The sequence below is a fragment of the Streptomyces sp. NPDC058464 genome (assembly GCF_042721035.1).
GTDB lineage: Bacteria > Actinomycetota > Actinomycetes > Streptomycetales > Streptomycetaceae > Streptomyces.
On the sequence record NZ_JBHXMA010000020.1, the window covers coordinates 165,664 to 187,831 of the forward strand.

Below are 22,168 nucleotides of genomic sequence, written 5' to 3' on the forward strand. Positions count from 1 at the left end.
TCATCGCTCCCTGACCAGCGCGGCGTACGCCCCGCCGTGTGCCACCAGCTCGTCGTGCCGCCCGCGCTCCACGATCGTGCCGTGCTGGAGCACCACGATCTCGTCGCTGTCGCGCACCGTGCTCAGCCGGTGCGCGATGACCACACAGGCGCAGCCGCGGCGGCGCAGGTTGTCCATGACGGTCAGCTCGGTCTCGGCGTCGAGGGCGCTGGTCACCTCGTCGAGGACCAGGATGCTGGGTCGGCGCACCAACGCCCGGGCGATCTCCAGGCGTTGGCGCTGGCCGCCGGAGAAGTTGCGGCCGTCCTGCTCGACCCTGCTGTGGATGCCGCCGGGCCGGCGCGCCACCACGTCGTAGAGGGCCGCGTCCCGCAGCGCCTCCGCCACGGCCTCGTCCGGGATCGACGGATCCCACAGCGCCACGTTGTCCCGCACCGAGCCCTCGAAGAGGAAGACGTCCTGGTCGACGAAGGAGACGGAGGCGGCGAGGGCACCGCGCGGGATGTCCTCAAGCCGCTGTCCGTCGATGCGGATCACGCCCTCCCAGGGGGAGTACAGGCCCGAGATCAGCCGGGAGACCGTGGACTTGCCGCTGCCCGAGCCGCCCACCAGGGCGACCTGGCGGCCGGGGCCGACGGTCAGGTCGAAGCCGGTGAGCAGCGGCTTGTCGAGGGGGCTGTAGCCGAAGGTGATGTTCTCCAGCTCGACATGGCCCTGCAGCCGCCGCGTGGAGTCGCCGGCGCCGGGGCGGGCGTAGACCGGGTCCGCCTGGAAGTTCTCCACGTCCTTGAGGCGGGCCACGTCGGCCGCGAAGTCCTGGATACGGCCCGCGACGCCGTTGAGCCGGGTCAGCGGGGCGGTGAAGCGGGTGACCAGGGACTGGAAGGCGACCAGGAGACCGACCGAGATCCCGCCCTCGACCGCCCGCATACCGCCGATCCACAGGATCAGCGCGCTGTTGAGGGTCGCGAGCGTCGGGGCCACCACGCCCAGCCAGGCGCTCGGCACGCCGAGCCGCTGCTGCTCCTCCAGCGTGCTCGCGTGCTGTCCGGCCCACCTGCGGAAGTAGCCGTCCTCGCCGCCGGTGGCCTTCATCGTCTCGATCAACTGCAGGCCGGTGTAGGAGGTGTTGGTGAGCCGGGCGGTGTCCGCGCGCAGCTTGGCGGTCCGGGTCGCGCGCAGCCGTACGACGAGCCGCATCGCCACGATGTTCAGCAGGGCCACGCCGATGCCGAGGAAGGTGAGCTGTGCGTCGTAGGTGTAGAGGAGCACCGCGTAGAGGACGACGACCACCGCGTCCACGCCGGCCGCGGCGAGGTCGCGGGCCAGGGTCTCGGCGACCTGGTCGTTGGACTGCAGGCGCTGCACCAGGTCGGCGGGGCTGCGCTGGGCGAAGAAGGTCACCGGCAGGCGCAGCAGGTGGCGCAGGAAGCGGGCGCTGGAGAGCGTGGAGGAGACGATGCGGCCGTGCAGCAGGTTCGCCTGCTGCAACCAGGTCAGCACCAGGGTGAGCAGGACGCAGGTGCCCATCGCGGCGAACAGCACGGTGAGCAGCGAGGTCTGGCCGCCGATGAGGAACAGGTCGATGTACTGGCGGCTGAGCGCGGGCACCGCCGCGCCCACCAGCACCAGGAGGAGGCTGGCCAGGACGGCGGCGGGCATGGTGCCGGCGGTGCCGCGCAGCCGGGCCGGCATCGCGCCAAGGACGCCGGGCCGTCGGCCCCCCTTCTCGAAGCCGTCGCCCGGCTCAAGGGTCAGCACGACACCGGTGAAGCTGCCGTCGAACTCCTCCATGGGCACGAACCGGCGGCCCTTGGCGGGGTCGTTGATGTAGACGCCCCGGCGGCCGAACCGGCGGCCCATGCCGTCGTAGACGACGTAGTGGTTGAACTCCCAGAACAGGATCGCCGGCCCCTGCACGTCGGCGAGGGCGGCCAGGTCCATCTGCATGCCCTTGGCGGTGAGGCCGTAACTGCGGGCCGCCTTCAGCAGGTTGCTGGCGCGCGAGCCGTCGCGCGAGACACCGCAGGCGATGCGCAGCTCCTCCAGCGGGACATGCCGGCCGTAGTGGCCGAGGACCATGGAGAGGGAGGCGGCGCCGCACTCGACGGCCTCCATCTGGAGCACGGTGGGCGTACGGACCGTCCGGCCGCGGCCCTTGGGGACCGGTCGCTTGGGCGGGGCGGCGCGCCGGCGGCCGCGGGTCTCCTGGGCGGTGGTCACGGGAGCAGCCAATCGACGGGACGCTGGTCGGCCAGCCGGATCGAACCCGAGGCCAGGGTCATGGAGTCGAGCCGGAACGGCGGCCCGTCCGCCGAGGACCACTTGTAGCCGCTCTTCGTCCTCCCCGACGTGTCCAGCCGGACCAGGACGGCCACCGGGCGGCCCTTCTTGGTGAACTGCTCGCCCAGCTGGCTGTCCCCGAGGAACGCGGCGATCGACTGGGCCGACTGGGCGGAGCGGTCCACCGACTTCACATGGCCGCGCAGCACGCCGTACTCCTGCGTCGAGACCGACGACACGGTCAGGTCGACCCGGGCGTCGGCCGGTATGGAGGAGGCGTTCTCGGCGGGGACGTAGACCGTCGCGTACAGGGGGTCCGAGGCGTGGGCGATCTTCTCCACGGCGGCGACGTTCGCGCCGGTCTGGATGATCTGCCCGATGGTCGCGGCGAGCGCGCTGATCCGGCCCGCGGCGACCGTGCGCACGACCGAGTCGCCCTCGCTGGTGCGCACCTTCAGGACGGGGGAGTTCGCCGGCAGCCGTTCGCCCTGCTCGGCGAGGACCGCCGTGACCTGCCCGGCGACCGGGCTCTGCAGGATGTAACTGCCCTGCCCGTGGGTGAGGATGGCCTGCGCGCTCACCGTGGAGGCGACCGAGCCGGTCACCGCCCACACCGAGGCCGCCGCCATCACGACGACCGAGACGGACAGCGCGAGCCAGCCCTGCGGACGGGCGAAACGTACGGGGAGATCGAGCTCCTCCGGTGACTGGAGCTTGGCGAGGGCCTGTTGGCGGAACTGCACGGAACTTCCCTCACCTAGGGGAGAGACGCTGGAGTTTCAGGGGATGCCCCAGGGCATCCGAGAGTCCCGGAGCAGCCGGGTTGCGGCTCCGGGACTCAACGGCAACGAGGTGCGATCAGAGACCGGCGACCAGGTTGGTGACCGGCTGGGTGTTCAGGCCGGTGACACCCTCGACGGTGCCGACGACCGTGTTGACCAGGCCGGAAACCGGGGCGACGCCGTCCACCAGGCCGGTGACGGTGCCGAGGGCGTTGAGGGACAGGCCGCCGGAGACGTTGTCGAGCTCGGCGTCGGAGATCTCGACGGTCTCAACCTGGGGGGTGGAGTTCATGATGGAACTTCCCTTCATATGGATATTCACAAGGGGGAGAGCGGCCCCCCGACGCCCTTCAGGGACGAACAACGGCCCTTGGGGGACGAGCGGACGGCCGTGACCGCGGGCGCCGGACGCCCGTTTCCGGGAGCCTCGGCGGCCCCTGCGGTGCGATGGATCAAAGCACGCCCACGGTCCGCGCTTCCAATCAACCAGGCGCCTCACCTGGGAACTTGGGCCGCCGAAGGGCTCATCCGTGCAGGCGCGCGCACCGCTTGTCGGCGACTCCTTCACAAGCCGCACGACTTCGCCCCCGTCGCACGGCTTGCCTGCCCCGCGGCGAATCCGGCACTCCGGGCCAAGGGCACGGCAGGGGGCGCGCGGTTGTGCAGATCCGCCACTCCCCGTGCCTTGCTTGGGTATGGGATGTGCAGATTCCCTGAAGCAAGGATTCCGGTCCGTGATCGCAACGGACCGTCATTGACCGGTTGCTGAACGTGTCGGTTCGGTCAGCCCAGGAGTGCGTAGACCGTGCTCGCCCGGGCCGCGAGCGCGCCCGACCTCTGATCGCTCATCGTGATGTCGGCGAACGCCATCCGGCGGCCCAGTTTCGTCAGCACCGCTTCGATCAGGACATCCGAACCGGTCACCGCACGCTGGAACGAGGTCGACTGCTGCACCGTCGTCATGGGGACGAAGCCGCCCCGGGCCGCCGAGACCGCGATCACCGTCGCCGTGTCGGCCGCCGCCATCAACGCCTGCCCCGACAGCCCGCCGCCCTCCCTGGACAGCCGCTCCGACCAGGGCAGACGCAGAGTCGCCCGGTCCTCGCCCAGCGCCTCGACGGCCAGTTGGAGGTCGAGCACCCAGGGGGCGAAGTTGGCGGAGAGGATCTTGTCGGCTTCGGCGGTGGTCATCGTCATATGGGGGATTGTTCCCGCGCCGGCGCCCCGGCACGCGGACCTGGTCCGCCACGGGCGCGCCATGGCCGATTCATCACCGGGTCAAGGAAGTTGGCAAACGGAATTGAACGCACCACGTGACCCGCCCGTACCTATGGCCATCCAGGCGCCGCTCACGAACGACTGCCCCGCAACGGCAGACACTCCGTCCCTTGGAGGTCGAGAAGTTTGAGTCACAAGCGAATTCCGAAGCGCAAGGCCGCTATCGCGGTGGGCGGTGTCGCGGCGCTCGGCGCTGCGGCGTTCCTGCTGCCGATGGCCAACGCGTCTCAGGACAACGCCTCCGGCGCCACCACCGCTGCCCCCAAGACCCTGAAGGCGACCGACGCCTCGGACCTTGCCTCGCAGCTGCAGGACCTGCTGGGCCAGGCCTTCGCCGGGTCCTACTACGACAGCGGCAAGCAGCAGCTCGTCGTCAACGTCATCAGCGGCGACAACAACATCGTCGTCCAGGCCGAGAAGGCAGGCGCGGTGGTGCGCCAGGTGCAGAACAGCACCTCCGAACTGGCGGCCGTCGCCCAGACCCTGAAGACCAAGGCGACCATCCCGGGCACCGCCTGGGCCGTCGACCCGAAGACCAACAAGGTCGTGGTCACCGCCGACTCCACCGTCACCGGCTCCAACTGGGACACGCTGGAGTCGACGGTCCAGAGCCTCGGCTCGAACATGGCGACCCTCAAGAAGTCGTCGGGCACCTTCAAGACCCTCGTCTCCGGCGGCGACGCGATCTTCTCCCAGGTGCAGGACGGCACCGTCCGCTGCTCCCTCGGCTTCAACGTCACCGCCTCGGACGGCACCCCCGCCTTCCTGACGGCCGGTCACTGCGGGGTCGCGGCCAAGGACTGGTCCGACTCCGAGACCGGCCAGCCGATCGCCACCGTGGACCAGGCCCAGTTCCCGGGCGCCGGTGACTTCTCGCTCGTCAAGTACAACGACCCCGCCACCCAGACGACGAGTGACGTCAACATAGGCAACGGCCAGACCGTCGCCATCAACCAGGCCGTCGACGCCACCGTCGGCGAGACCGTGTTCCGGATGGGCTCCACCACCGGGCTGCACGACGGCCAGGTCACCGGCCTCGACGCCACCGTCAACTTCCAGAGCGAGACCGACCCCAACGGTGTCGACACCGTCACCGGTCTCATCCAGACCAACGTCTGCGCCGAGGCCGGCGACAGCGGCGGCTCGCTGTTCACCCAGGACGGCGGCGCGGTCGGCATGACCTCCGGCGGCAGCGGCGACTGCACCTCCGGCGGCGAGACCTTCTTCCAGCCGGTGACCACCGCCCTCCAGGCGACCGGCGCGACCCTCGGCGACGCGGGCGCGGGCGCCGGTGACGCCGGTGCCACGGCCGACCCGTCCGCCACCGCCGGTGACGAGAACGGCGCCGGCGACCAGGCCGGCGGCGACCAGATCGGCGGCACCGCCGACCCGTCCGCCACGGCCGGCGACCAGACCGGCACCGGTGACGAGACCGGTACCGGTGACGAGACCGGCACGGGTGACGAGACGGGCACGGGCGACCTGTCCGGGACCGGCGCGGACGGCACCACGTCGTCCAACTGACCCATCGCACGGCCAACCAGCGGTTCCGGCCGACGGTGGACGGTCCGGCCCTCCGGCGGGAGGGTCGGACCGAATCGCGTCCGGCGAGGGTCAAGCCGTCGGCCGTAGCTGTCAGCCGTCGGCCTCCGCCCGCAGCAACAGCACCGCGACATCGTCGACACGCTCCTGCGCCGCCGCACTGTGCCGCACGAGCGTGTCGGCGAGCTTGTCCAGCGGCTGGTCGCCGCTCTCCGAGAGCAGTTCCCCCAGGTCGACCAGTGCGTCCTCGATGTCCACACCGGGGGACTCGACCAGCCCGTCGGTGTAGAGGGCGAGCACCGAGCCCGGCGCCAGTGACACCTCGGTCGTCGGGTACGTCGCCTCCGCGTCGATGCCCAGCAGCGGGCCCCCGGCCAGGTCGAGGACCCGTACCCGCCCGTCCGGACGTCTCAGCAGCGGCGGCGGATGCCCCGCCCGGGCCATCACCGCACGCCCCCGCTCAGGATCCAGCCGAAGGTACAGACAGCTCGCGAACAGATCGGCGCCCGACTCGATCAGCAGCCGGTTGGTGCTGCGCATCACCTCCGCCGGCGCCTGCCCGACACTCGTGAACGCCCGTACGCCGGTACGGATCTGGCCCATCAGCCCGGCCGCCGTCACGTTGTGCCCCTGCACGTCCCCGATCACCGCCGCCGCCTGCGGCCGGGTGGGCACCAGGTCGTAGAAGTCGCCGCCGATCTCCATGCCGTGCATGGCCGGCAGATAACGGGCGGCCGCCTCGATACCCGACGGCGGAGCCAGCGAGTGCGGCAGCAGGGCCGCCTGGAGACCGTGGGCCAGCTGGTTCTTCGCGTCGTAGAGCAGGGCCCGCTCCAGCGCCTGCGCGATCAGCCCGCCGAGGCTGGTGAGCACGGCACGCTCGTCGGCGGGGAAGGGGTGCGGCTCGGCGTAGGCGAGGACACAGGTGCCCACCGGCCGGCCCGACGCTATCAGCGGCAGATACGCCCAGGCCGCGAACCCGTCCGGGGTCTCGTTCCGGTCCGGATACAGCCGCTCCAGCTGCTGCCTCGACTCGAAGAACGCCGGTACGCCGGTGTTCAGGACATGGGTGCCGGGCGTCCGCTCGGCCAGCGGAAGGCCGTCGAAGCGCTCCACGATCCGCGGATCCTCGTATCCGCGATGCCCCAGCACGTGCAGCCGTCCGCCGCGCGACCCGAGGATCACCAGCGCCTGGCTGCCGACGGCCGGGGCGACCTCGTCCGCCACCAGCTGCACCACGTCCTGCACCCCGACGGCCTCGGTCAGCGCCCCGGACAGGCTCAGCACCTGGGAGATGGTGACCAGCCGGGGGGACGGCGTCGCATCCGCGCGCGGCGCCGCGCCCACCATCTCGGCGACCGCCCGGGCCCGGCTGATCCGGGTGGTCAGCCCGGTCGTGCTCGGATACATCCGGAACGACAGCCAGTCGCCCGGCGGCCTGAGCGCCACGAACGACGTCACATGCTGGCTGATCAGCGCCGCCCGGTAACGGTCCTCGTACATCGGGTCGTTCAGCCACGGCACCGAGACCCACGGCTGGGTGCCGAGCAGATCGTCGACGTGCACGCCGAGCAGCTCGCCCGCCGCCTCGTTGGCGAAGGCGACCCGCCCGTGCAGATCGAGCGAGGCCAGCCCGTACGGCAGCCGCCCGACCATCCGCGCCGCCTCCACCGTGCCCAGCGTGCCCGCCATGCCCGACGGCGGCGCCGCCAGCAGATCGGGCTCGGTACGCAGCAGCCGGTTCTCCCGCGCGGCCCGCTCCAGCCGCATCGCCAGCCGGCCGCACCCCGCGGTCAGCGACGCCCGCTCCCGGTCGGAGAGCACCGTCGGATGGGCGCCGGGCCAGGTCACGTACAGCGCCCCGTACACCGTGTCCGCCGTCGCCACGGGCAGCGCGGCCAGCGCGAACGCGTACGGCAGCACCACCGCGATGCGCGGGTACCGGCGCGCCATGTCCTCCTCGCCGCCCACCCACACCAGCCGCCGCTCCCGTACCGCCTCCGCGACCGGGATCGGGGAGGTCAGCCCGACCCGCTCCCAGGGCGCCACGAACGCCCGGGGCAGACCCGCCGTCACCGCCATCTCCAGGACCGGCTCGTCGGCCGCCAGCAGATAGACCGCGCCGGAGTGCGCCTGGACCTCCTCCAACATCGAGGCCAGCGCCAGCGACAACAGCGGCCGGCCGGAGCCGGTGCCGGCGGCCGCAGGCACCTCGACGCCCGGCCCCGCTCCCGCCGGAGGCGCCCCCATCCCGTCGGACACGCCCGACCACCTCCTCGTCCGGCCGCGCGTCGCGTCCTCGGGATCAAGGCTCCCTCGTGGCGGCGACCGGCGCACGGCGAGCGGGGTGGAGACGCACACGCCGGGCCACCCGCGGGTACCCCCGTTCGCCCTGGCACATTCCCGCACGGCCGCAGACACGCCCGGGACGGAGGCGCCGCGCGGAGCGCCCGGGGCACGACACGTTCGGTGCGTTTCGGGCGCACTCGCCCCCCGCCCTCCACGGAACGGTCACAGGGGCTGCGCAGACGCCTCATAAGCGCTGTAATGGCGGCGTGGTCAGTGAGGGCGCTGCGGTACGCGGAACGAGAACCGATCGCGCCGAAATCGCCCTCGAAACGCTCACTGGCGATCCCGGCGCACCCGATCGGCTCCGGCGCGTTCTCGAACAGGCACTGGTGTTCGCCGGCGCGGCCTTCGCCGGGGTGTACGCGCCCGGCGACGACGGCACCGTGCTGCGCCTCGCCGAGTCGGCGGGCCTGCCCCGCACCCTCTACGGACTGCGCGACGCCTACCCGGCCGTCGGGCGGTCCCCGGCGGCCGAGGCGTACGGCACCGGGCGGTCCGTCCTGCTCGGCCCCGACGAGCTGGCCGGCTGCCCGGAGGCGCGGCGCACCCCGTCCCAGGAGTTCTGGCTGGCCGTCGTCCCGCTGCCCGGCGGCACCGGACTCCTCGTCGCCGTCAGCGAGCGGGACGACGGCTTCGGCCCCGAGGACCGCGCCTGCCTGGACCTGGTCGCCGGGGCGATCGCCCTGCCCGCCCCGCTCCCCTCGGCCACGGACACCGGCGAACTGCCCGCCGACGCCTTCAGCCTCGCCATGGACACCGGCCGGATCGCCGTCGGCGACGGCATCCTCGACCTGTTCCGGATGGGCCGGGACGAGTTCGACGGCAAGGTGGAGACGCTGCTGGGCCGTACCGTGCCCGAGGACCTGCCCGCCCTCATGTCCGTCGTCGAGGCCGACCACATGTCCATCGGCGACCGCGAGCTGGAGTTCCGGATCCTGCAGCCCTCGGGCCCGCCCAAGTGGCTGCGGCTGCGCGGCCGGCTGGTCCCCGGCGGCGAGGGGCGCCCGGCCCGGCTGGCCGGCACCGTCGCCGACGCCTCCACGCTCCGCTCGGACGTCACCGACGTGGCCCGCGTGCAGCAGCTGGCCGCCGCCCTGGCCACCGCCGGCACCGTCAAGGACGTCAGCCAGGCCGTCGTCACCGCCCTGCGCGCGCCGCTCAAGGCGGACCGGATCGCCCTGGCCGAGCTGGAGAACGAGCGTCTGGTCGTCGTCGTCCTCGACCCGCCCGACGCCGAGTGCTGGCCCGAACTCTGGCGCAGGGAGTGGCGCACCGAATGGCCCGACGCACCCGTGCGCGCCATGCCCACCCTCGCCACCGCGCTGCGCGAGGGCCGGGCCCAGATCTGGCCCGCGGGCGCCGCCCTGGAACCCGCGCTCGCCGAGGTCGGTCCCGGCGGCCTCGCCATCCTTCCGCTGCCCGCCGGCGGCCGGATGGCCGGCGCCTGCCTGATCGGCTGGGACAGCCCGCACGACTTCGGCCCCGACGAACGCGCCCTGCTCATCGCCTCCGCCGGCCTCGCCGGCGAGGCCCTGATGCGCGCGCACTCCTTCGACGCCGAGCACGAGCTCGTCGGGATGCTCCAGCGCGCCCTGCTGCCGCGCCGGCTGCCCGGCCTGCCCGGCGGCGAGGCCGTCGCCCGCTACCTGCCCACCACCGTGGGCCTGCAGGTCGGCGGCGACTGGTACGACGTGATCCCGCTGACCGACAACCACGTGGCCCTCGTCATCGGCGACGTCCAGGGGCACAACGCGAGCGCCGCCGCGCTCATGGGCCAGATGCGCACCGCCCTGCGCGCCTACGCCGCCGAGGGCCACACCCCCGACGTCGTCGTCTCGCACGCCAACCGGCTCCTGCTGGACATGGAGAGCGATCTCTTCGCCACCTGCTGCTACGTGGACGTCGACATGGAGGACGGCACCGCCTGGTGCGTGCGCGCCGGACACCTGCCGCCCGTGCTGCGTCACCCGGACGGAACCACGCTGATCACCGAGACCGAGGGCGGCCCCCCGCTCGGGGTGCTCGGCCAGACCGAGTTCCCGATGACCCAGCTCAGCCTGTACCCCGGCACCCTGCTCGCGCTCACCACCGACGGCATGGTCGAGTCACCCGACACCGACATCGACGACGGCATGGAGCGCTTCGCCCGCGACCTCGCCGGCACCGACCCCGCCCGGCTGGGTCTGGCCGCCGACGCACTGCTCGGCCACGCACACCGCTCCGACGACGTCGCCCTGCTGCTGATGCGCTACGACGGGATGGCCGTCCGCCCGCTGCGCGAGAGCTGGACGGTGTGGCGGGTCCCCGAGGCCGCCCGGCACGCCCGCCGCTTCAGCCGCCGGGTGCTGCGCTCCTGGGGCATGACCGACGAGGCGATGGACACCGCCCTGCTGGTGGTCTCCGAGCTCGTCACCAACGCCCTCATCCACACCGACGGACCGGTCCGGCTCGACCTGACCCTGGTCGACCACCGGCTGCGGATCGCCGTCGCCGACGCCTCGCCGCGCAGTCCGGTGAAGCCCACCAACATCGGCTGGGAGGCCACCGGCGGGCGCGGCATCCTCCTGGTGGAGGCCATGGCGGTGGCCTGGGGGACGGTGCCGGCCAGCGGCGGCAAGCAGGTGTGGGCGGATCTCGTCCTGGAGGACTGAACCCCGCGGCCCCCGCTCTCGACAGGCGGCGCGGGCCGACCCTCCTTAGTGTCCTTACGTGGCACATACCTTCGAAGAACTCGTGGCGAAGCACCGCGCGGCCGACGCGGCCCACGACAAGGTCCTGGAACTGCGGGACACCTACGGGCCACCGGCCCGGGAGCAGTCCGGCGGCGCCCAGTCGGAGACCTACGAGACCGCCCTGCGCGCCTGGCGCGACCTGGCCCGCGACGAACTGGCCGCGGTGAACGAGTACGCCCGTGAAGAGGGCCGGTCAAGGGCCGAGGTCGAGGCGGCGGTGGAACGCGCCGCGGCCTGGCCGGAGGACTCCTGAACCGCGGGACAAACCGGTCTGGATGCCTCTGGATGCCGCTACGGGGTACCTCGTGGTCACATGGCATCCGCACTGAAGCCATACTGTCGTAACCAGTCAGGAAAACAGAAGAACGTCTCAATCAGATGTTCACCTATAAGGTGTAGCGAATGAAGGCTTTGGTGCTCTCCGGCGGTGCCGGAACCCGGCTGCGGCCGATCACCCACACATCGGCGAAACAGCTCGTACCGGTGGCGAACAAACCCGTGCTGTTCTACGGGCTCGAATCCCTTGCCGCCGCGGGCGTCACCGAGGTCGGGATGATCGTCGGCGACACCGCCGCCGAGATCGAGGAGGCGGTCGGCGACGGGTCGAAGTTCGGCCTGCACGTCACTTACATCCCCCAGGAGCACCCGCTGGGCCTGGCCCACGCGGTCCTGATCGCGCACGAGTTCCTCGGTGACGACGACTTCGTCATGTACCTCGGCGACAACTTCATCGTCGGCGGCATCAGCGGACTGGTCGACGAGTTCCGCGAGACCCGCCCCGACGCCCAGATCCTCCTCACCCACGTGCCCAACCCGCGCGCCTTCGGTGTCGCCGAGCTGGACGCCGACGGCCAGGTGGTCGGCCTGGAGGAGAAGCCGCAGGAGCCCAAGAGCGACCTCGCCCTGGTCGGCGTCTACCTGTTCACGCCCGCCATCCACGACGCCGTACGCGCCATCAAGCCGTCCTGGCGCGGCGAGCTGGAGATCACCCACGCCATCCAGCACCTCATCGACCAGCGCGCCGACGTGCGCTCCACGGTGATCAAGGGCTACTGGAAGGACACCGGCAACGTCGTCGACATGCTGGAGGTCAACCGGACGGTCCTGGAGGCCCAGGAGCCGCGCATCGACGGCGAGGTCGACGAGACCAGCCAGATCGTCGGCCGCGTGGTCGTCGAGGCCGGTGCGCGCGTCACCAACTCCCGGATCGTCGGCCCGGCCGTGATCGGCGCCGGGACCGTCGTCGGCGACTCCTACGTGGGCCCCTTCACGTCGATCGCCGAGAACTGCCGGATCACCGAGAGTGAGCTGGAGTTCTCCATAGTGCTGCGGGACTCCTCCATCGACGGGGTGGGCAGGATCGAGTCCTCGCTGATCGGCCGGCATGTCGAGGTGACCCCGGCAACCGGCACCCCCAGCGCCCACCGCCTCGTTCTCGGAGACCACAGCAAGGTGCAGATCCGTTCATGAACCTCCTCGTCACCGGCGCCGCCGGCTTCATCGGCTCCACGTACGTCCGCGGCCTGCTCGCCGCCGACGCGCCCGACGCGCCGCACGTCACCGTGCTGGACAAGCTCACCTACGCGGGCACCCTGACGAACCTCCCCGCGGCGCACCCCCGCCTGACCTTCGTGCAGGGCGACATCTGCGACGCCGAGCTGGTCGACAAGCTCATGGCGGAGGCCGACCAGGTCGTGCACTTCGCGGCCGAGTCGCACGTCGACCGCTCCATCGACGGCGCCGGCGCGTTCGTCCGCACCAACGTGGTCGGCACCCAGACCCTCCTGGACGCGGCCCTGCGGCACGATGTCGGCCCGTTCGTGCACGTCTCCACCGACGAGGTCTACGGCTCCATCGAGACCGGTTCCTGGCCCGAGAGCCACCCGCTCCAGCCGAACTCGCCGTACTCCGCCTCCAAGGCCTCCTCGGACCTGCTCGCGCTGGCCTTCCACCGCACCCACGGCCTGGACGTCCGCGTCACCCGCTGCTCCAACAACTACGGGCCGCACCAGTTCCCCGAGAAGGTCATCCCGCTCTTCGTGAGCAACCTCCTCGACGGCAAGAACGTCCCGCTCTACGGCGACGGCAGCAACGTCCGCGACTGGCTGCACGTCGAGGACCACTGCCAGGGCATCGACCTGGTCCGTACCGGCGGCCGTCCCGGCGAGGTCTACAACATCGGCGGCGGCACCGAGCTCAGCAACAAGGAGCTCACCGGGCTGCTCCTGGAGGCCTGCGGCGCCGACTGGGACCGCGTCGACCGCGTCGCCGACCGCAAGGGCCACGACCAGCGTTACTCCGTCGACTGGAGCAAGATCCACGACGAGCTGGGCTACACCCCCAAGCACGACTTCACCTCCGGCCTCGCCGACACCGTCGCCTGGTACCGCGACAACCGGGACTGGTGGGAGCCGCTCAAGGAGCGCGCCGCCCTGGAGTCCCGCAAGGAGCAGGGGAAGCACTGATGAAGTGGCTCGTCGCCGGAGCGGGCGGCATGCTCGGCCACGACGTGGTCGAGGAACTCGCCCGCCGGGGTGCGGAGGTCGTGGCCCTGGGCCGCGCCGACCTCGACATCACCAGTGCCGGTTCGGTGGAGTCGGCACTCGCCGGGCACCGGCCCGACCTCGTGGTGAACTGCGCCGCCTACACGGCCGTCGACGACGCCGAGACCGACGAGGAGCGGGCCCTGCTGATCAACGGCGAGGGCCCGCGCCTGCTGGCCCGTGCCGCCGCCCGGCACGGCGCCCGCCTCGTCCACGTCTCGACGGACTACGTCTTCGACGGCGCGGCCCGCACCAGCCCGTATCCCGAGGACCACCCGACGGACCCGCGCACCGCCTACGGGCGCACCAAGCTCGCGGGCGAGCGGGCCGTCCTGGCGGAGCTGCCGGGCGCGAGCGCGGTGGTCCGCACGGCCTGGCTGTACGGCACGCACGGGAAGAACTTCGTGCGCACGATGATCGAGCTGGAGTCCCGCCGGGACACCCTCGACGTCGTCGACGACCAGCGCGGCCAGCCCACCTGGAGCGCCGACCTGGCCGCCCGGATCGCCGACCTGGGCCCCCGCCTCGGCCGGGACGACCGCGCGCACGGCGTCTTCCACGGCACCAACTCCGGTGCGGCCACCTGGTGCGAGCTGGCCCGGGAGGTGTTCCGCCTGCTCGGCGCCGACCCCGAGCGGGTACGCCCCACGACCAGCGAGGCGTTCGTCCGCCCGGCGCCCCGCCCCGCCTACAGCGCCCTCGGGCACGACCGGTGGGCCGAGGTGGGTCTGGAGCCGCTGCGGGACTGGCGGCAGGCCCTCGAGGAGGGGCTGCCGCTCATCCGCAAGGAGATACCCGCATAAGGCACTTCGCACCGACGCGCCGCAGGGCGGCCGACCGCTCACCGAGCATGTCGGCCGCCCTGCGGCGTTCGGAAATACCGGAGCCCGCCGGTCTTTTTCACAGGACACCGTGTTCGCCCCTTGTGGAGTGCCCCACGTCACTACGATGATGCTTTGAATATCTTGTGGGTCGGGTAGGGAAAGGATTTGTCCCGCGATGTCGATGCGAGCGACCGTGAAGTCCGTACTGGGTGAGAAGAATGTGCGGGTCCTGCGACGACTGAAGCGGCGGTTGTCCGCGCGGCCGGCCCAGCCGGCCAAGCCGACAGGGCTGGACGCGATCTCCGGCGATCTCAACAAACTCGCCCAGCACTTCAAGACGGACAAGTGGGGAATACACCGCTACACCCAGCACTACCAGCGCCACCTCGGGCACCTGAGGAACGAGTCCTTCAACCTGCTGGAAATCGGTATCGGCGGCTACAACAGGCCAGGTCAGGGCGGGGCTTCCCTGCGGATGTGGAAGCAGTTCTTCCCGAAGGCGCAGATTTTCGGAATGGACATCCAGGACAAGTCATTTGTCGACGAGGACCGCGTCACGACGTTCATCGGCGACCAGTCGGACCCGTCGTCGCTGAACTCGATCGCCGACAAGATCGGTGAGCTGGATGTCATCATCGACGACGGAAGTCACCGCAGTCCGCATGTGCTCACGACCTTCGCCACGCTCTTCCCGCGTCTCAAGGACGGTGGCATCTACATCGTCGAGGACACGCAGTCCTCGTACTGGCCCGAATGGCAGGGCAGCGAGGACCTCGACGCCGCGCACACCAGTATGGGGATGCTGAAGCGGCTGACGGACGGGCTGAATTACGAGGAATTCGTGACCGAGAACTACCAGCCGTCGTACACGGACCTCAATGTCGTCGGCGTGCACTTCTACCACAATCTGGTGATCATCGAAAAAGGCCGGAATGCCGAGGGCAGCAACAAGCGCAGCGCGCTGAAGCAGCGCTACGCGAAGTCCTGACACCGCACCGACCGACGGGGAGCCGGGCCACGGCCCGGCTCCCCGTCGCGGTCGTCAGCCGCGCAACTGCTCGTAGTAGGCGACGCAGTCCGCGTACGACGGCAGCAGCCCGGACTCCGCCGCCTCGGCCAGCGAGGGTGCCTCGGCGTCCTTCTCGGACAGCACCGGCTCCAGGCCCTCGGGCCACTCGATGCCGAGGGCGGGGTCGAGCGGGTTGATCCCGTGCTCACGGCCGGGCGCGTACCCGGCCGAGCACAGGTACACCACGGTGGCGTCGTCGGTCAGCGCCATGAACGCGTGGCCGAGGCCCTCCGACAGGAACACGGCGTGCCGGTTCTCGTCGTCCAGCCGGACCGCCTCCCAGTTGCCGAACGTGGGGGAGCCGACCCGGATGTCCACGATCACGTCCAGCACGGCCCCGCGCACGCACTTGACGTACTTGGACTGGCTCGGCGGCACGTCGGCGAAGTGGATGCCACGCAGCACACCGCGCCGGGAGACCGAGCAGTTGGCCTGCGCGAGGTCGAGGTCGTAGCCGAGGGCCTCGCGGAACTCCCCGGCCCTGAACCACTCGTGGAAGCTGCCCCGGTCGTCGGGGAAGACCTTGGGCTCCTGGACCCAGGCGCCTTCGATGCTCAGCGGTCGCACGGTTCTTACTTGCCTTCCTGTCGTGCGGGCTTCCGGCCCCTGCCCAGCGCCCTGACCAGTGCGCGGCGCACCGGCAGCGGGAGCCTGCGGGCCAGGCGGCGGGCGATGCCCGGCCGCGGCCTCGGCCGGGGTGCGGCGGCGGCCTTGGGCTTCTTCGGGGCCGGCTTGGCGACCTTCAGGCCCTCGGGGGAGTTGCGGACGACGAGCGGCAGCGTGAAGAAGCGCGGCTCGGTGGCGTCCGCGACCAGGCACAGGGCGATCCGCCAGCCGCCCTGCTGCAGCGATCGCACCGGCAGCGGGGCGTCCAGCACGGCGTGGCCGCCCTCGGCGGGCGACAGCGTGGCCGGCACCTCCAGCACCTCGGCGGCGGGCTTCGGACCGGTCAGCCGGATCGCCGCCTTCACGTCGCCGGTGACGTGGAACGGCAGCACCGCGCGCAGCCGGTCGCCGGCGACGGTGAAGTCCGCGGGCTTGAACTCGCCGAAGCCGAGCCGCTTGCCCGCCTGGTCGATGTCCAGGGCGAAGTTGTTCTTGACCGTCCAGTACGGCAGCACCCGGTGGCCGCCGACGACGCCCGGGACGGGCAGTGCGGGCAGCGGGTCCTTCGACACCGGGAACAGCCGGTGCTCCCGGGTCCAGCCGCCGATCGTCAGGCGGACGAACGCGTCCCACAGCCCGGGCGGCAGCGGGGTACCGCTGGCGGCGGTGGCCGGGTCCACGGTGGCGGTGGCGTTCACGACCAGGCGGACGCGGTTCGGCTCGCCCTCGACGGGGAGGGTCTCGCGGGTGATCTCGACCGGCTGGAAGAACTGGGCGTGCGTCTCGCGCTCGCGCATCATCAGGTCGACCCTGGCCCGCGCGAAGCGGGCGGCGGTGCCGCGCTCCAGCCGGGCGATCGCGTCCGCGGCCGTGGCCGCCGGGCCCTCGGGCTCGGCGCCCGAGGTGTCGGCCGGGTAGGTCTTGGGCGCGCCGTCGACGGCGTACTCGGCGCTGAACCCGATCTTCAGGGCGTCGCCGTCCCAGGTGACGCTCCGCGCGGCCGTCGAGGGGGCGATGGCCGCCTCCCACTCGGCGACGGCGAGCACGTCCTCGTAGCGGCCGGCGCCGGCCAGCTCGGTGACCACCCGGTGGGCCGGCTCCAGCAGGGCGAACACGGAGGGGCCCATGCGCTCGGCGATCACCTTGTGGATCTCGTCGAAGAGCTCCCTGCGGTAGTCGTCCGGCAGCTTCAGGAACCGCTTGCCGCGCAGCCGCTCGCCCATCTCGCTGCGCAGCCAGCGACGGAACATCAGGTCGCGGGTGTGGCCGGGCTCGGTGTAGCGCTCGACGACGTCGAGGGCCTCACGGAGGTTCCCGAAGTAGCCGACCGGGTCGAAGCGCTGGAAACCGGCGTTGGAGGCGTCGTCCCGCTTGAGGTGGTAGTAGCAGACGTAGTCGCTGAGCACGGAGATGTTCGACGCGCGCAGGTACGCCTCGGCGACGAAGACATGGTCCTCCAGCCGCCTGCGGCCCTCCGGGAAGCGCAGCCCGATGCGGTCCAGGAAGGACCGGCGCAGCATCTTGTGCGGGGTCAGGCTGTCCATCAGCGGGGCGTTCTCGACGGTGGCCCGCGGGTGGTTGCGGCGGAACAGCTCGACCGGCACCGGGCGGCCCTTGCCGGCCATCTTGCCGATGATCAGGTCGGCCTCGTTCTCGACGCCGTAGTTGTACATCCGCTCCAGGGCCTCGTCGCCCAGGAAGTCGTCGTTGTCGACGAACATCACGAACTCGCCCTTGGACGCGGCGATGCCCACGTTGCGGGGCTTGCCGGACCAGCCGGAGGGCTCCTGGTGGATGACGTGCACGTGCGGGTGCTCGGCGGCGACCGCGTCGAGCCGGGCCGGTGTCTCGTCGCTGGACCCGTCGTCCACGAAGATCACTTCGTACTCGTCGCGCGGCAGCGACTGCCGCAGCACCGAGGCGATGCAGTCCTCGATATAGGGCCCCGGGTTGTACACAGGGACGACAACACTGACTTTGACCGGCATCCGGCTACCTAGCCCCCTGGATAAGCCGCCCATTTGCCTGGACGGCACCTACTTGTGGCCGAATGCTAACCCGGCCCTGTCCACAGGCGTGTCCCGCCTCCGGGTAAGACCGGGTTGTGAAGTGTCATCCGCGCACCAAAAGGGCTGGTCGGACGTAGTGCGAGCCGTGGTCCCGACGGTGGCCTCAGCCGTGGGTCTTGGCGAGCAGCTCCAGGATCTCCGCCGTGCTGCCGGACTCGCCGAGCCGCGGGAAGATCCGCTCGACGCTGCCCCGGTGGGCCTCGGGGTCGGCGTCGGCCATGGCGTCCGTGGCGAGCGTCACGTGATAGCCGTGCGCGTAGGCGTCGCGGGCGGTGGACTCCACGCCGACGCTGGTGGCGATGCCGGTCAGCACGATCTGGGTGACGCCCCGGCGGCGCAGCTGGTCGTCGAGACCGGTGCCGTGGAAGGCGCTCCAGTTGTGCTTGGTGACATGGATGTCGCCGTCGTGGCCGGAGAGCTCGTCGACGACCACGTCCCAGCCCTCCGGGAAGGCGAGGCCGCGCGCCTGGCGCTCGGTGCGGCCCGGGACGGCGTCGGCGAAGTCGGCGGCGAAGGAGACCCGGACCAGGACCACGGGCAGGTCCTGGGCGCGGAAGGCGTCGGCGAGCTCCACCGCGCGGGCCACCACCTCGGGGCCGGTGTGCGGCTGGGTGGGCATGGCCACGATGCCCTGCTGGAGGTCGATGACGACAAGGGCGGTGCGCGGGTCGAGCGTGCTCAGGGACATGGGGTGGATCAGGCCTTTCGGGGGCTTGACGGGGTTCGGGGGTGAGCCGGGCCGGGGAGCGGCCGGGCAGAGGCCGCGCGGGTGTCCTCGCGGGGGCCCGCGGTGCCCCTCGGTGTCACGGGCGCGACAGCCGTTCCAGCAGCTCGATCGCGGTGAGGAGGACCTGGCGCTCGTCCTCGGTGTACCGCTCCTGGAAGGCGCGGGCCAGCCACTCGTCGCGTGCCTGCCGGTTGCCCTCGACGCGGGCCTGGCCGGCCTCGGTCAGGGTGACCAGCTGGCGGCGGCCGTCGGTCGGGTCGGGGCTGCGGCGGATCAGGCCCTGCTGGTCGAGCGCGGCCAGGGTGGCCGCCATCGACTGCGGCCGCACCCCTTCGGCGGAGGCCAGCGCACTGGCCGTGGCCGCGCCGTGCTTCGACACCAGGGTGAGGGCCGACTCCTGCGACGGGGTGAGGTCCGCGTCCTGGGCGACCTCGCGGATGCGACGGCGCATCCTGCTGAACATCACGCGCAGGTCGCGTGCCGTACGGGTCGCGGAGTCGGAGATCTCTGCCATGTGCCCACCGTAGAACCGTCAGGTGTGACTGTCCAGTCGAGGCTGCTCAGTCGAGACTGTTAAGTCTGGACTGAAGATATCGCCGAGGTCATCTGCCCTACGCTGGCCGGGTGCGCCTGCTCCTGATCTCCGACACGCACCTCCCGCTGCGCGCCAAGCGGCTCCCGGACCAGCTCCTCGCCGAGCTGCCGCGCGCGGACGTCGTCCTGCACGCCGGCGACTGGGTCGACGAGGCCACCCTCGACCTGCTGGAGAGCCGCAGCCGCCGTCTCATCGGGGTGTACGGCAACAACGACGGCCCCGGCCTGCGCGCCCGGCTTCCCGAGGTCGCACACGCCGACCTGGGCGGCCTGCGCTTCGGGATGATCCACGAGACCGGCCCCGCCCAGGGCCGCGAGGCCCGCTGCGCCGCCCGCTTCCCGGACCTGGACGTCCTGGTCTTCGGGCACAGCCACATCCCGTGGGACACCACGGCCCCGGGCGGCCTGCGGCTGCTCAACCCCGGCTCCCCGACCGACCGCCGCCGCCAGCCCCACTGCACCTACCTCACCGCGACCGCCGCGGACGGCGCGCTCACCGAGGTGACCCTGCACCGGCTGCCGCCACGCTGAGGCGTTCCGTCAGGGCGCGATCCCGACCCCGGCGATCCTGCTCCACCGCTTCTCCTGCGCCGCCGTCATGGCGGGCCAGTGCAGCCCGCCCGGCCGCGGCCGGACCCGGGAGGCGTAGGAGGCGGGGCGGAAGTCCGGGTCGTAGAAGCAGCCCGTGGCGTAGGAACGGTCGAACGCGGCGCACGAGTCCGCGATCGTCCCGGGCGTCGGCTTCCGGCCCGTGCGCACCCAACCGTCCAGTGCCGCAATGGAGTCGGCGTACTCCGCGTCGCTCAGCGCACTGTGCTCGGACTCGTGGGTGAACGTCTGCACGAGGTACCGGTCCCGGTGCGCGCCGCGCAGGGTGGCCCGGTAGGCCGCCTCGTGCTCCACGAACGCCGTCGGATCGTCGATCGCGTGCAGCGTGAGCACCGGGATCGACACCTTGCCGGTGAGATCACTGTCGTAGGACAGGTCCCGCACCGCCGTCGGATCGGCGGTGAACCGCTCGACCCCGGCGTTGAGCGCCTCGTCGTCGTGCGACCCCGAGTACCGAACACCCTGGTTCGAGAACGGGTTTCGGCCGCCCAGCCGGCCGATCACGATGTCCCGGAACGTGAAGACCGCGAACCGCAGATGCGACTCCAGGGTGCGCTCGGGGACGCCGGTGACGGCGAGGACGTCGTCGAGGTTGCGCTGCTGGAGGGCGGTGCGGTCCTGCGGGGCCGAGGCGTAGCCCGTGCACTCCTGGAGCCGGGCGCGCAGTCCGGCCGTCGTCAGCGTCGAGTCCGCGCGCAGCCCCTGCCACAGCGGGTACCGGGGTTCGGTCGGCCGGGGCATGTTCCGGCAGTAGTACTGGTAGACGACGCGGAGGTCGACGCGGTAGTCGTACCCCCGGGATCCGCCGCCGAGGACACCGCTGGTGAGCAGCGCCCCGTCGTACGGTCCGCCCCGGCGGCCGTACACCTCGACGACCTTGGCGGCGACGTCCCCGCCCCAGGACTGGCCGTGCACATAAGTTCGCCGCGGCTTCCCGAAGTTCGCGACGAACAGCCGGCGCACGTTCTCGGTGTCCTCGGCGGCCATGCGGGTGCCGTAACCGCCCCTGCGGTACGACGAACCCGCCCAGGCGTACCCCTCCTTCACCATCACCGACCAGCGGGCCAGGTCGTCGACGCTGCGGGCCGGGTCCGAGCCGGTACCGAGGTCGGGGCCGCCGTGGGCGTGCACGACCAGGGAGCCGTTCCAGTGCGCGGGGACGGCCATGGCGTAGTAGGCGCCGTCGGCGTCCTGGCCGGTGTAGCAGGTGGCCCTGCCGTCGAGTTCGGCCGGGCAGGAGACGGCGGTCGGCGGCGGTGTCTCCGCCTGTGCGGGAGGGGCGCCGGCGAAGGCGGCGGTGAGCGCCGCCGCCAGCGAGGCGAGCAGTCCGGTACGCCGGTGGCGGCTCGTCCGGCGGACCCGTGCGGGGGTTCTCGACCTGTCCAAGGCGCGGCTCCCTGTCCTCGTCGGCGCTTCGGCGCGCCGTCCGCGGCGATGCTAGGGAGCGGCCCGGGACCGGAACCATGGCCCGGGCGTTGTGTTCATAGTGTTCGGCGGACGGAACAGTCACCGGTGGCCTGCGCGATGCCGCCGAAGGCGCCGGCGCAGCCGTGCCGCCGCCACCGTGAGCACGGCGAGCACGGCGGCCACCGCGGCGGCCCGCTTGGCCACCGGCACCCCGGCCGTACGCAGCAGGTCGAGCGGCTGCGCCGGTACGGCCTCCCCGAAGTCCTCGCCCGGCGGCTCCGGTTCGCCGCCGGGGCCGGGCGCCCGCTCGGCCAGCCGTTCCGCCAGGCAGTCCGCGAACTGCCCCACCAGCCGGTCGCCGACCTCCGACAGCACCCCGCGCCCGAACTGCGCGGGACGGCCCGTCACCGTGAGGTCGGTACGGACCGACACGGCGGTACCGCCGTCGCGTTCGGCCAGCGTCGCGGTGACCGTCGCCCGGGCCGTGCCCTGCCCGCGGGTCTCCCGGCCGCTCGCCACCAGCACCATCCGGTGCGCCGCCCCGTCCTGCTCCTCGAAGACCGCCGTGCCCCGGTAGGTCACCGTGACCGGGCCGACCCTGACCTTCACCGAACCGGTCACCGTCCGGCCGTCGTAGTCCTCGACCACCGCGCCCGGCAGGCACGGCGCGACCCGCTCGATGTCGAGGAGCGCGTGCCAGGCCTCGTCGACCGGGACGGGGACGCCGAACTCGTGGTGCAGTTCCATGACTCAC

19 protein-coding genes are annotated in these 22,168 nt (G+C 71.9%); 8 read left to right on the plus strand and 11 right to left on the minus strand.

Features of this window, described 5'->3' with window-relative positions:
- The 4 genes from ACFWPQ_RS25930 to ACFWPQ_RS25945 all read right to left on the minus strand — a co-directional run bounded on the left by ACFWPQ_RS25930 (position 1) and on the right by ACFWPQ_RS25945 (position 4,262).
- The gene (locus tag ACFWPQ_RS25930; protein ID WP_384039256.1) at positions 1-2,223 is read right to left on the minus strand and encodes an NHLP family bacteriocin export ABC transporter peptidase/permease/ATPase subunit; all 2,223 of its coding nucleotides are present in this window, start codon (positions 2,221-2,223) and stop codon (positions 1-3) included.
- Positions 2,220-3,026: an HlyD family efflux transporter periplasmic adaptor subunit gene (locus ACFWPQ_RS25935; RefSeq protein WP_384039259.1), complete on the minus strand. Its 807-nt coding sequence runs from the start codon at positions 3,024-3,026 to the stop codon at positions 2,220-2,222. Before ACFWPQ_RS25935 ends, ACFWPQ_RS25930 begins: the two co-directional genes overlap by 4 nt.
- Before the next feature lie 115 nt (positions 3,027-3,141).
- Positions 3,142-3,357 (minus strand): type A2 lantipeptide, encoded by a 216-nt coding sequence (locus ACFWPQ_RS25940; RefSeq protein ID WP_351711832.1) that lies wholly within the window; start codon positions 3,355-3,357, stop codon positions 3,142-3,144.
- A 491-nt stretch (positions 3,358-3,848) separates the two neighbouring features.
- Positions 3,849-4,262, minus strand: coding sequence for a PaaI family thioesterase (locus ACFWPQ_RS25945; protein ID WP_384039262.1), 414 nt, complete (start codon positions 4,260-4,262; stop codon positions 3,849-3,851).
- A 207-nt stretch (positions 4,263-4,469) separates the two neighbouring features.
- On the opposite strand from ACFWPQ_RS25945, the gene ACFWPQ_RS25950 reads away from it, so the two are divergent.
- A complete protein-coding gene (locus tag ACFWPQ_RS25950; RefSeq protein WP_384039265.1) occupies positions 4,470-5,867 on the plus strand; it encodes a S1 family peptidase in 1,398 nt (465 codons plus the stop codon).
- 111 nt (positions 5,868-5,978) lie between these two features.
- On the opposite strand, the gene ACFWPQ_RS25955 is transcribed toward ACFWPQ_RS25950, so the two are convergent.
- Complete coding sequence (locus ACFWPQ_RS25955) at positions 5,979-8,135, minus strand: SpoIIE family protein phosphatase (protein ID WP_384039377.1); 2,157 nt, start codon at positions 8,133-8,135, stop codon at positions 5,979-5,981.
- 305 nt (positions 8,136-8,440) lie between these two features.
- Here ACFWPQ_RS25955 and ACFWPQ_RS25960 point away from each other — a divergent pair, with 305 nt between their 5' ends.
- The 6 genes from ACFWPQ_RS25960 to ACFWPQ_RS25985 all read left to right on the plus strand — a co-directional run bounded on the left by ACFWPQ_RS25960 (position 8,441) and on the right by ACFWPQ_RS25985 (position 15,321).
- The gene (locus ACFWPQ_RS25960) at positions 8,441-10,885 is read left to right on the plus strand and encodes a SpoIIE family protein phosphatase (protein ID WP_384039268.1); all 2,445 of its coding nucleotides are present in this window, start codon (positions 8,441-8,443) and stop codon (positions 10,883-10,885) included.
- Between the two features lie 58 nt (positions 10,886-10,943).
- Complete coding sequence (locus ACFWPQ_RS25965; protein WP_384039271.1) at positions 10,944-11,219, plus strand: hypothetical protein; 276 nt, start codon at positions 10,944-10,946, stop codon at positions 11,217-11,219.
- Between the two features lie 149 nt (positions 11,220-11,368).
- Positions 11,369-12,436: a glucose-1-phosphate thymidylyltransferase gene (locus ACFWPQ_RS25970; protein WP_384039274.1), complete on the plus strand. Its 1,068-nt coding sequence runs from the start codon at positions 11,369-11,371 to the stop codon at positions 12,434-12,436.
- Positions 12,433-13,431 (plus strand): dTDP-glucose 4,6-dehydratase, encoded by a 999-nt coding sequence (gene rfbB, locus ACFWPQ_RS25975; protein ID WP_384039277.1) that lies wholly within the window; start codon positions 12,433-12,435, stop codon positions 13,429-13,431. Before ACFWPQ_RS25970 ends, rfbB begins: the two co-directional genes overlap by 4 nt.
- Positions 13,431-14,312: a dTDP-4-dehydrorhamnose reductase gene (gene rfbD / locus ACFWPQ_RS25980; protein ID WP_384039280.1), complete on the plus strand. Its 882-nt coding sequence runs from the start codon at positions 13,431-13,433 to the stop codon at positions 14,310-14,312. The genes rfbB and rfbD overlap by 1 nt, the downstream gene beginning before the upstream one ends.
- Before the next feature lie 196 nt (positions 14,313-14,508).
- Entirely contained in the window at positions 14,509-15,321 is an 813-nt protein-coding gene (locus tag ACFWPQ_RS25985; RefSeq protein WP_384039283.1) for a hypothetical protein, read from the plus strand.
- 54 nt (positions 15,322-15,375) lie between these two features.
- On the opposite strand, the gene rfbC is transcribed toward ACFWPQ_RS25985, so the two are convergent.
- The 4 genes from rfbC to ACFWPQ_RS26005 all read right to left on the minus strand — a co-directional run bounded on the left by rfbC (position 15,376) and on the right by ACFWPQ_RS26005 (position 19,318).
- A complete protein-coding gene (gene rfbC, locus ACFWPQ_RS25990; RefSeq protein WP_361291771.1) occupies positions 15,376-15,969 on the minus strand; it encodes a dTDP-4-dehydrorhamnose 3,5-epimerase in 594 nt (197 codons plus the stop codon).
- A 5-nt stretch (positions 15,970-15,974) separates the two neighbouring features.
- The gene (locus ACFWPQ_RS25995; protein ID WP_384039287.1) at positions 15,975-17,996 is read right to left on the minus strand and encodes a glycosyltransferase family 2 protein; all 2,022 of its coding nucleotides are present in this window, start codon (positions 17,994-17,996) and stop codon (positions 15,975-15,977) included.
- Between the two features lie 184 nt (positions 17,997-18,180).
- A complete protein-coding gene (locus tag ACFWPQ_RS26000; protein WP_384039290.1) occupies positions 18,181-18,765 on the minus strand; it encodes a hydrolase in 585 nt (194 codons plus the stop codon).
- Positions 18,766-18,880: 115 nt separating this feature from the next.
- Positions 18,881-19,318: a MarR family transcriptional regulator gene (locus ACFWPQ_RS26005; RefSeq protein WP_361291777.1), complete on the minus strand. Its 438-nt coding sequence runs from the start codon at positions 19,316-19,318 to the stop codon at positions 18,881-18,883.
- A gap of 110 nt (positions 19,319-19,428) precedes the next feature.
- Here ACFWPQ_RS26005 and ACFWPQ_RS26010 point away from each other — a divergent pair, with 110 nt between their 5' ends.
- The gene (locus ACFWPQ_RS26010) at positions 19,429-19,929 is read left to right on the plus strand and encodes a metallophosphoesterase family protein (protein WP_384039293.1); all 501 of its coding nucleotides are present in this window, start codon (positions 19,429-19,431) and stop codon (positions 19,927-19,929) included.
- 9 nt (positions 19,930-19,938) lie between these two features.
- Here ACFWPQ_RS26010 and ACFWPQ_RS26015 read toward each other — a convergent pair whose 3' ends face one another.
- On the minus strand, positions 19,939-21,333 hold the full coding sequence (locus ACFWPQ_RS26015) for a hypothetical protein (protein WP_384039380.1): 1,395 nt from the start codon (positions 21,331-21,333) through the stop codon (positions 19,939-19,941).
- Between the two features lie 180 nt (positions 21,334-21,513).
- Positions 21,514-22,161: an SRPBCC family protein gene (locus ACFWPQ_RS26020; RefSeq protein WP_384039296.1), complete on the minus strand. Its 648-nt coding sequence runs from the start codon at positions 22,159-22,161 to the stop codon at positions 21,514-21,516.
- Positions 22,162-22,168: the final 7 nt, after the last annotated feature.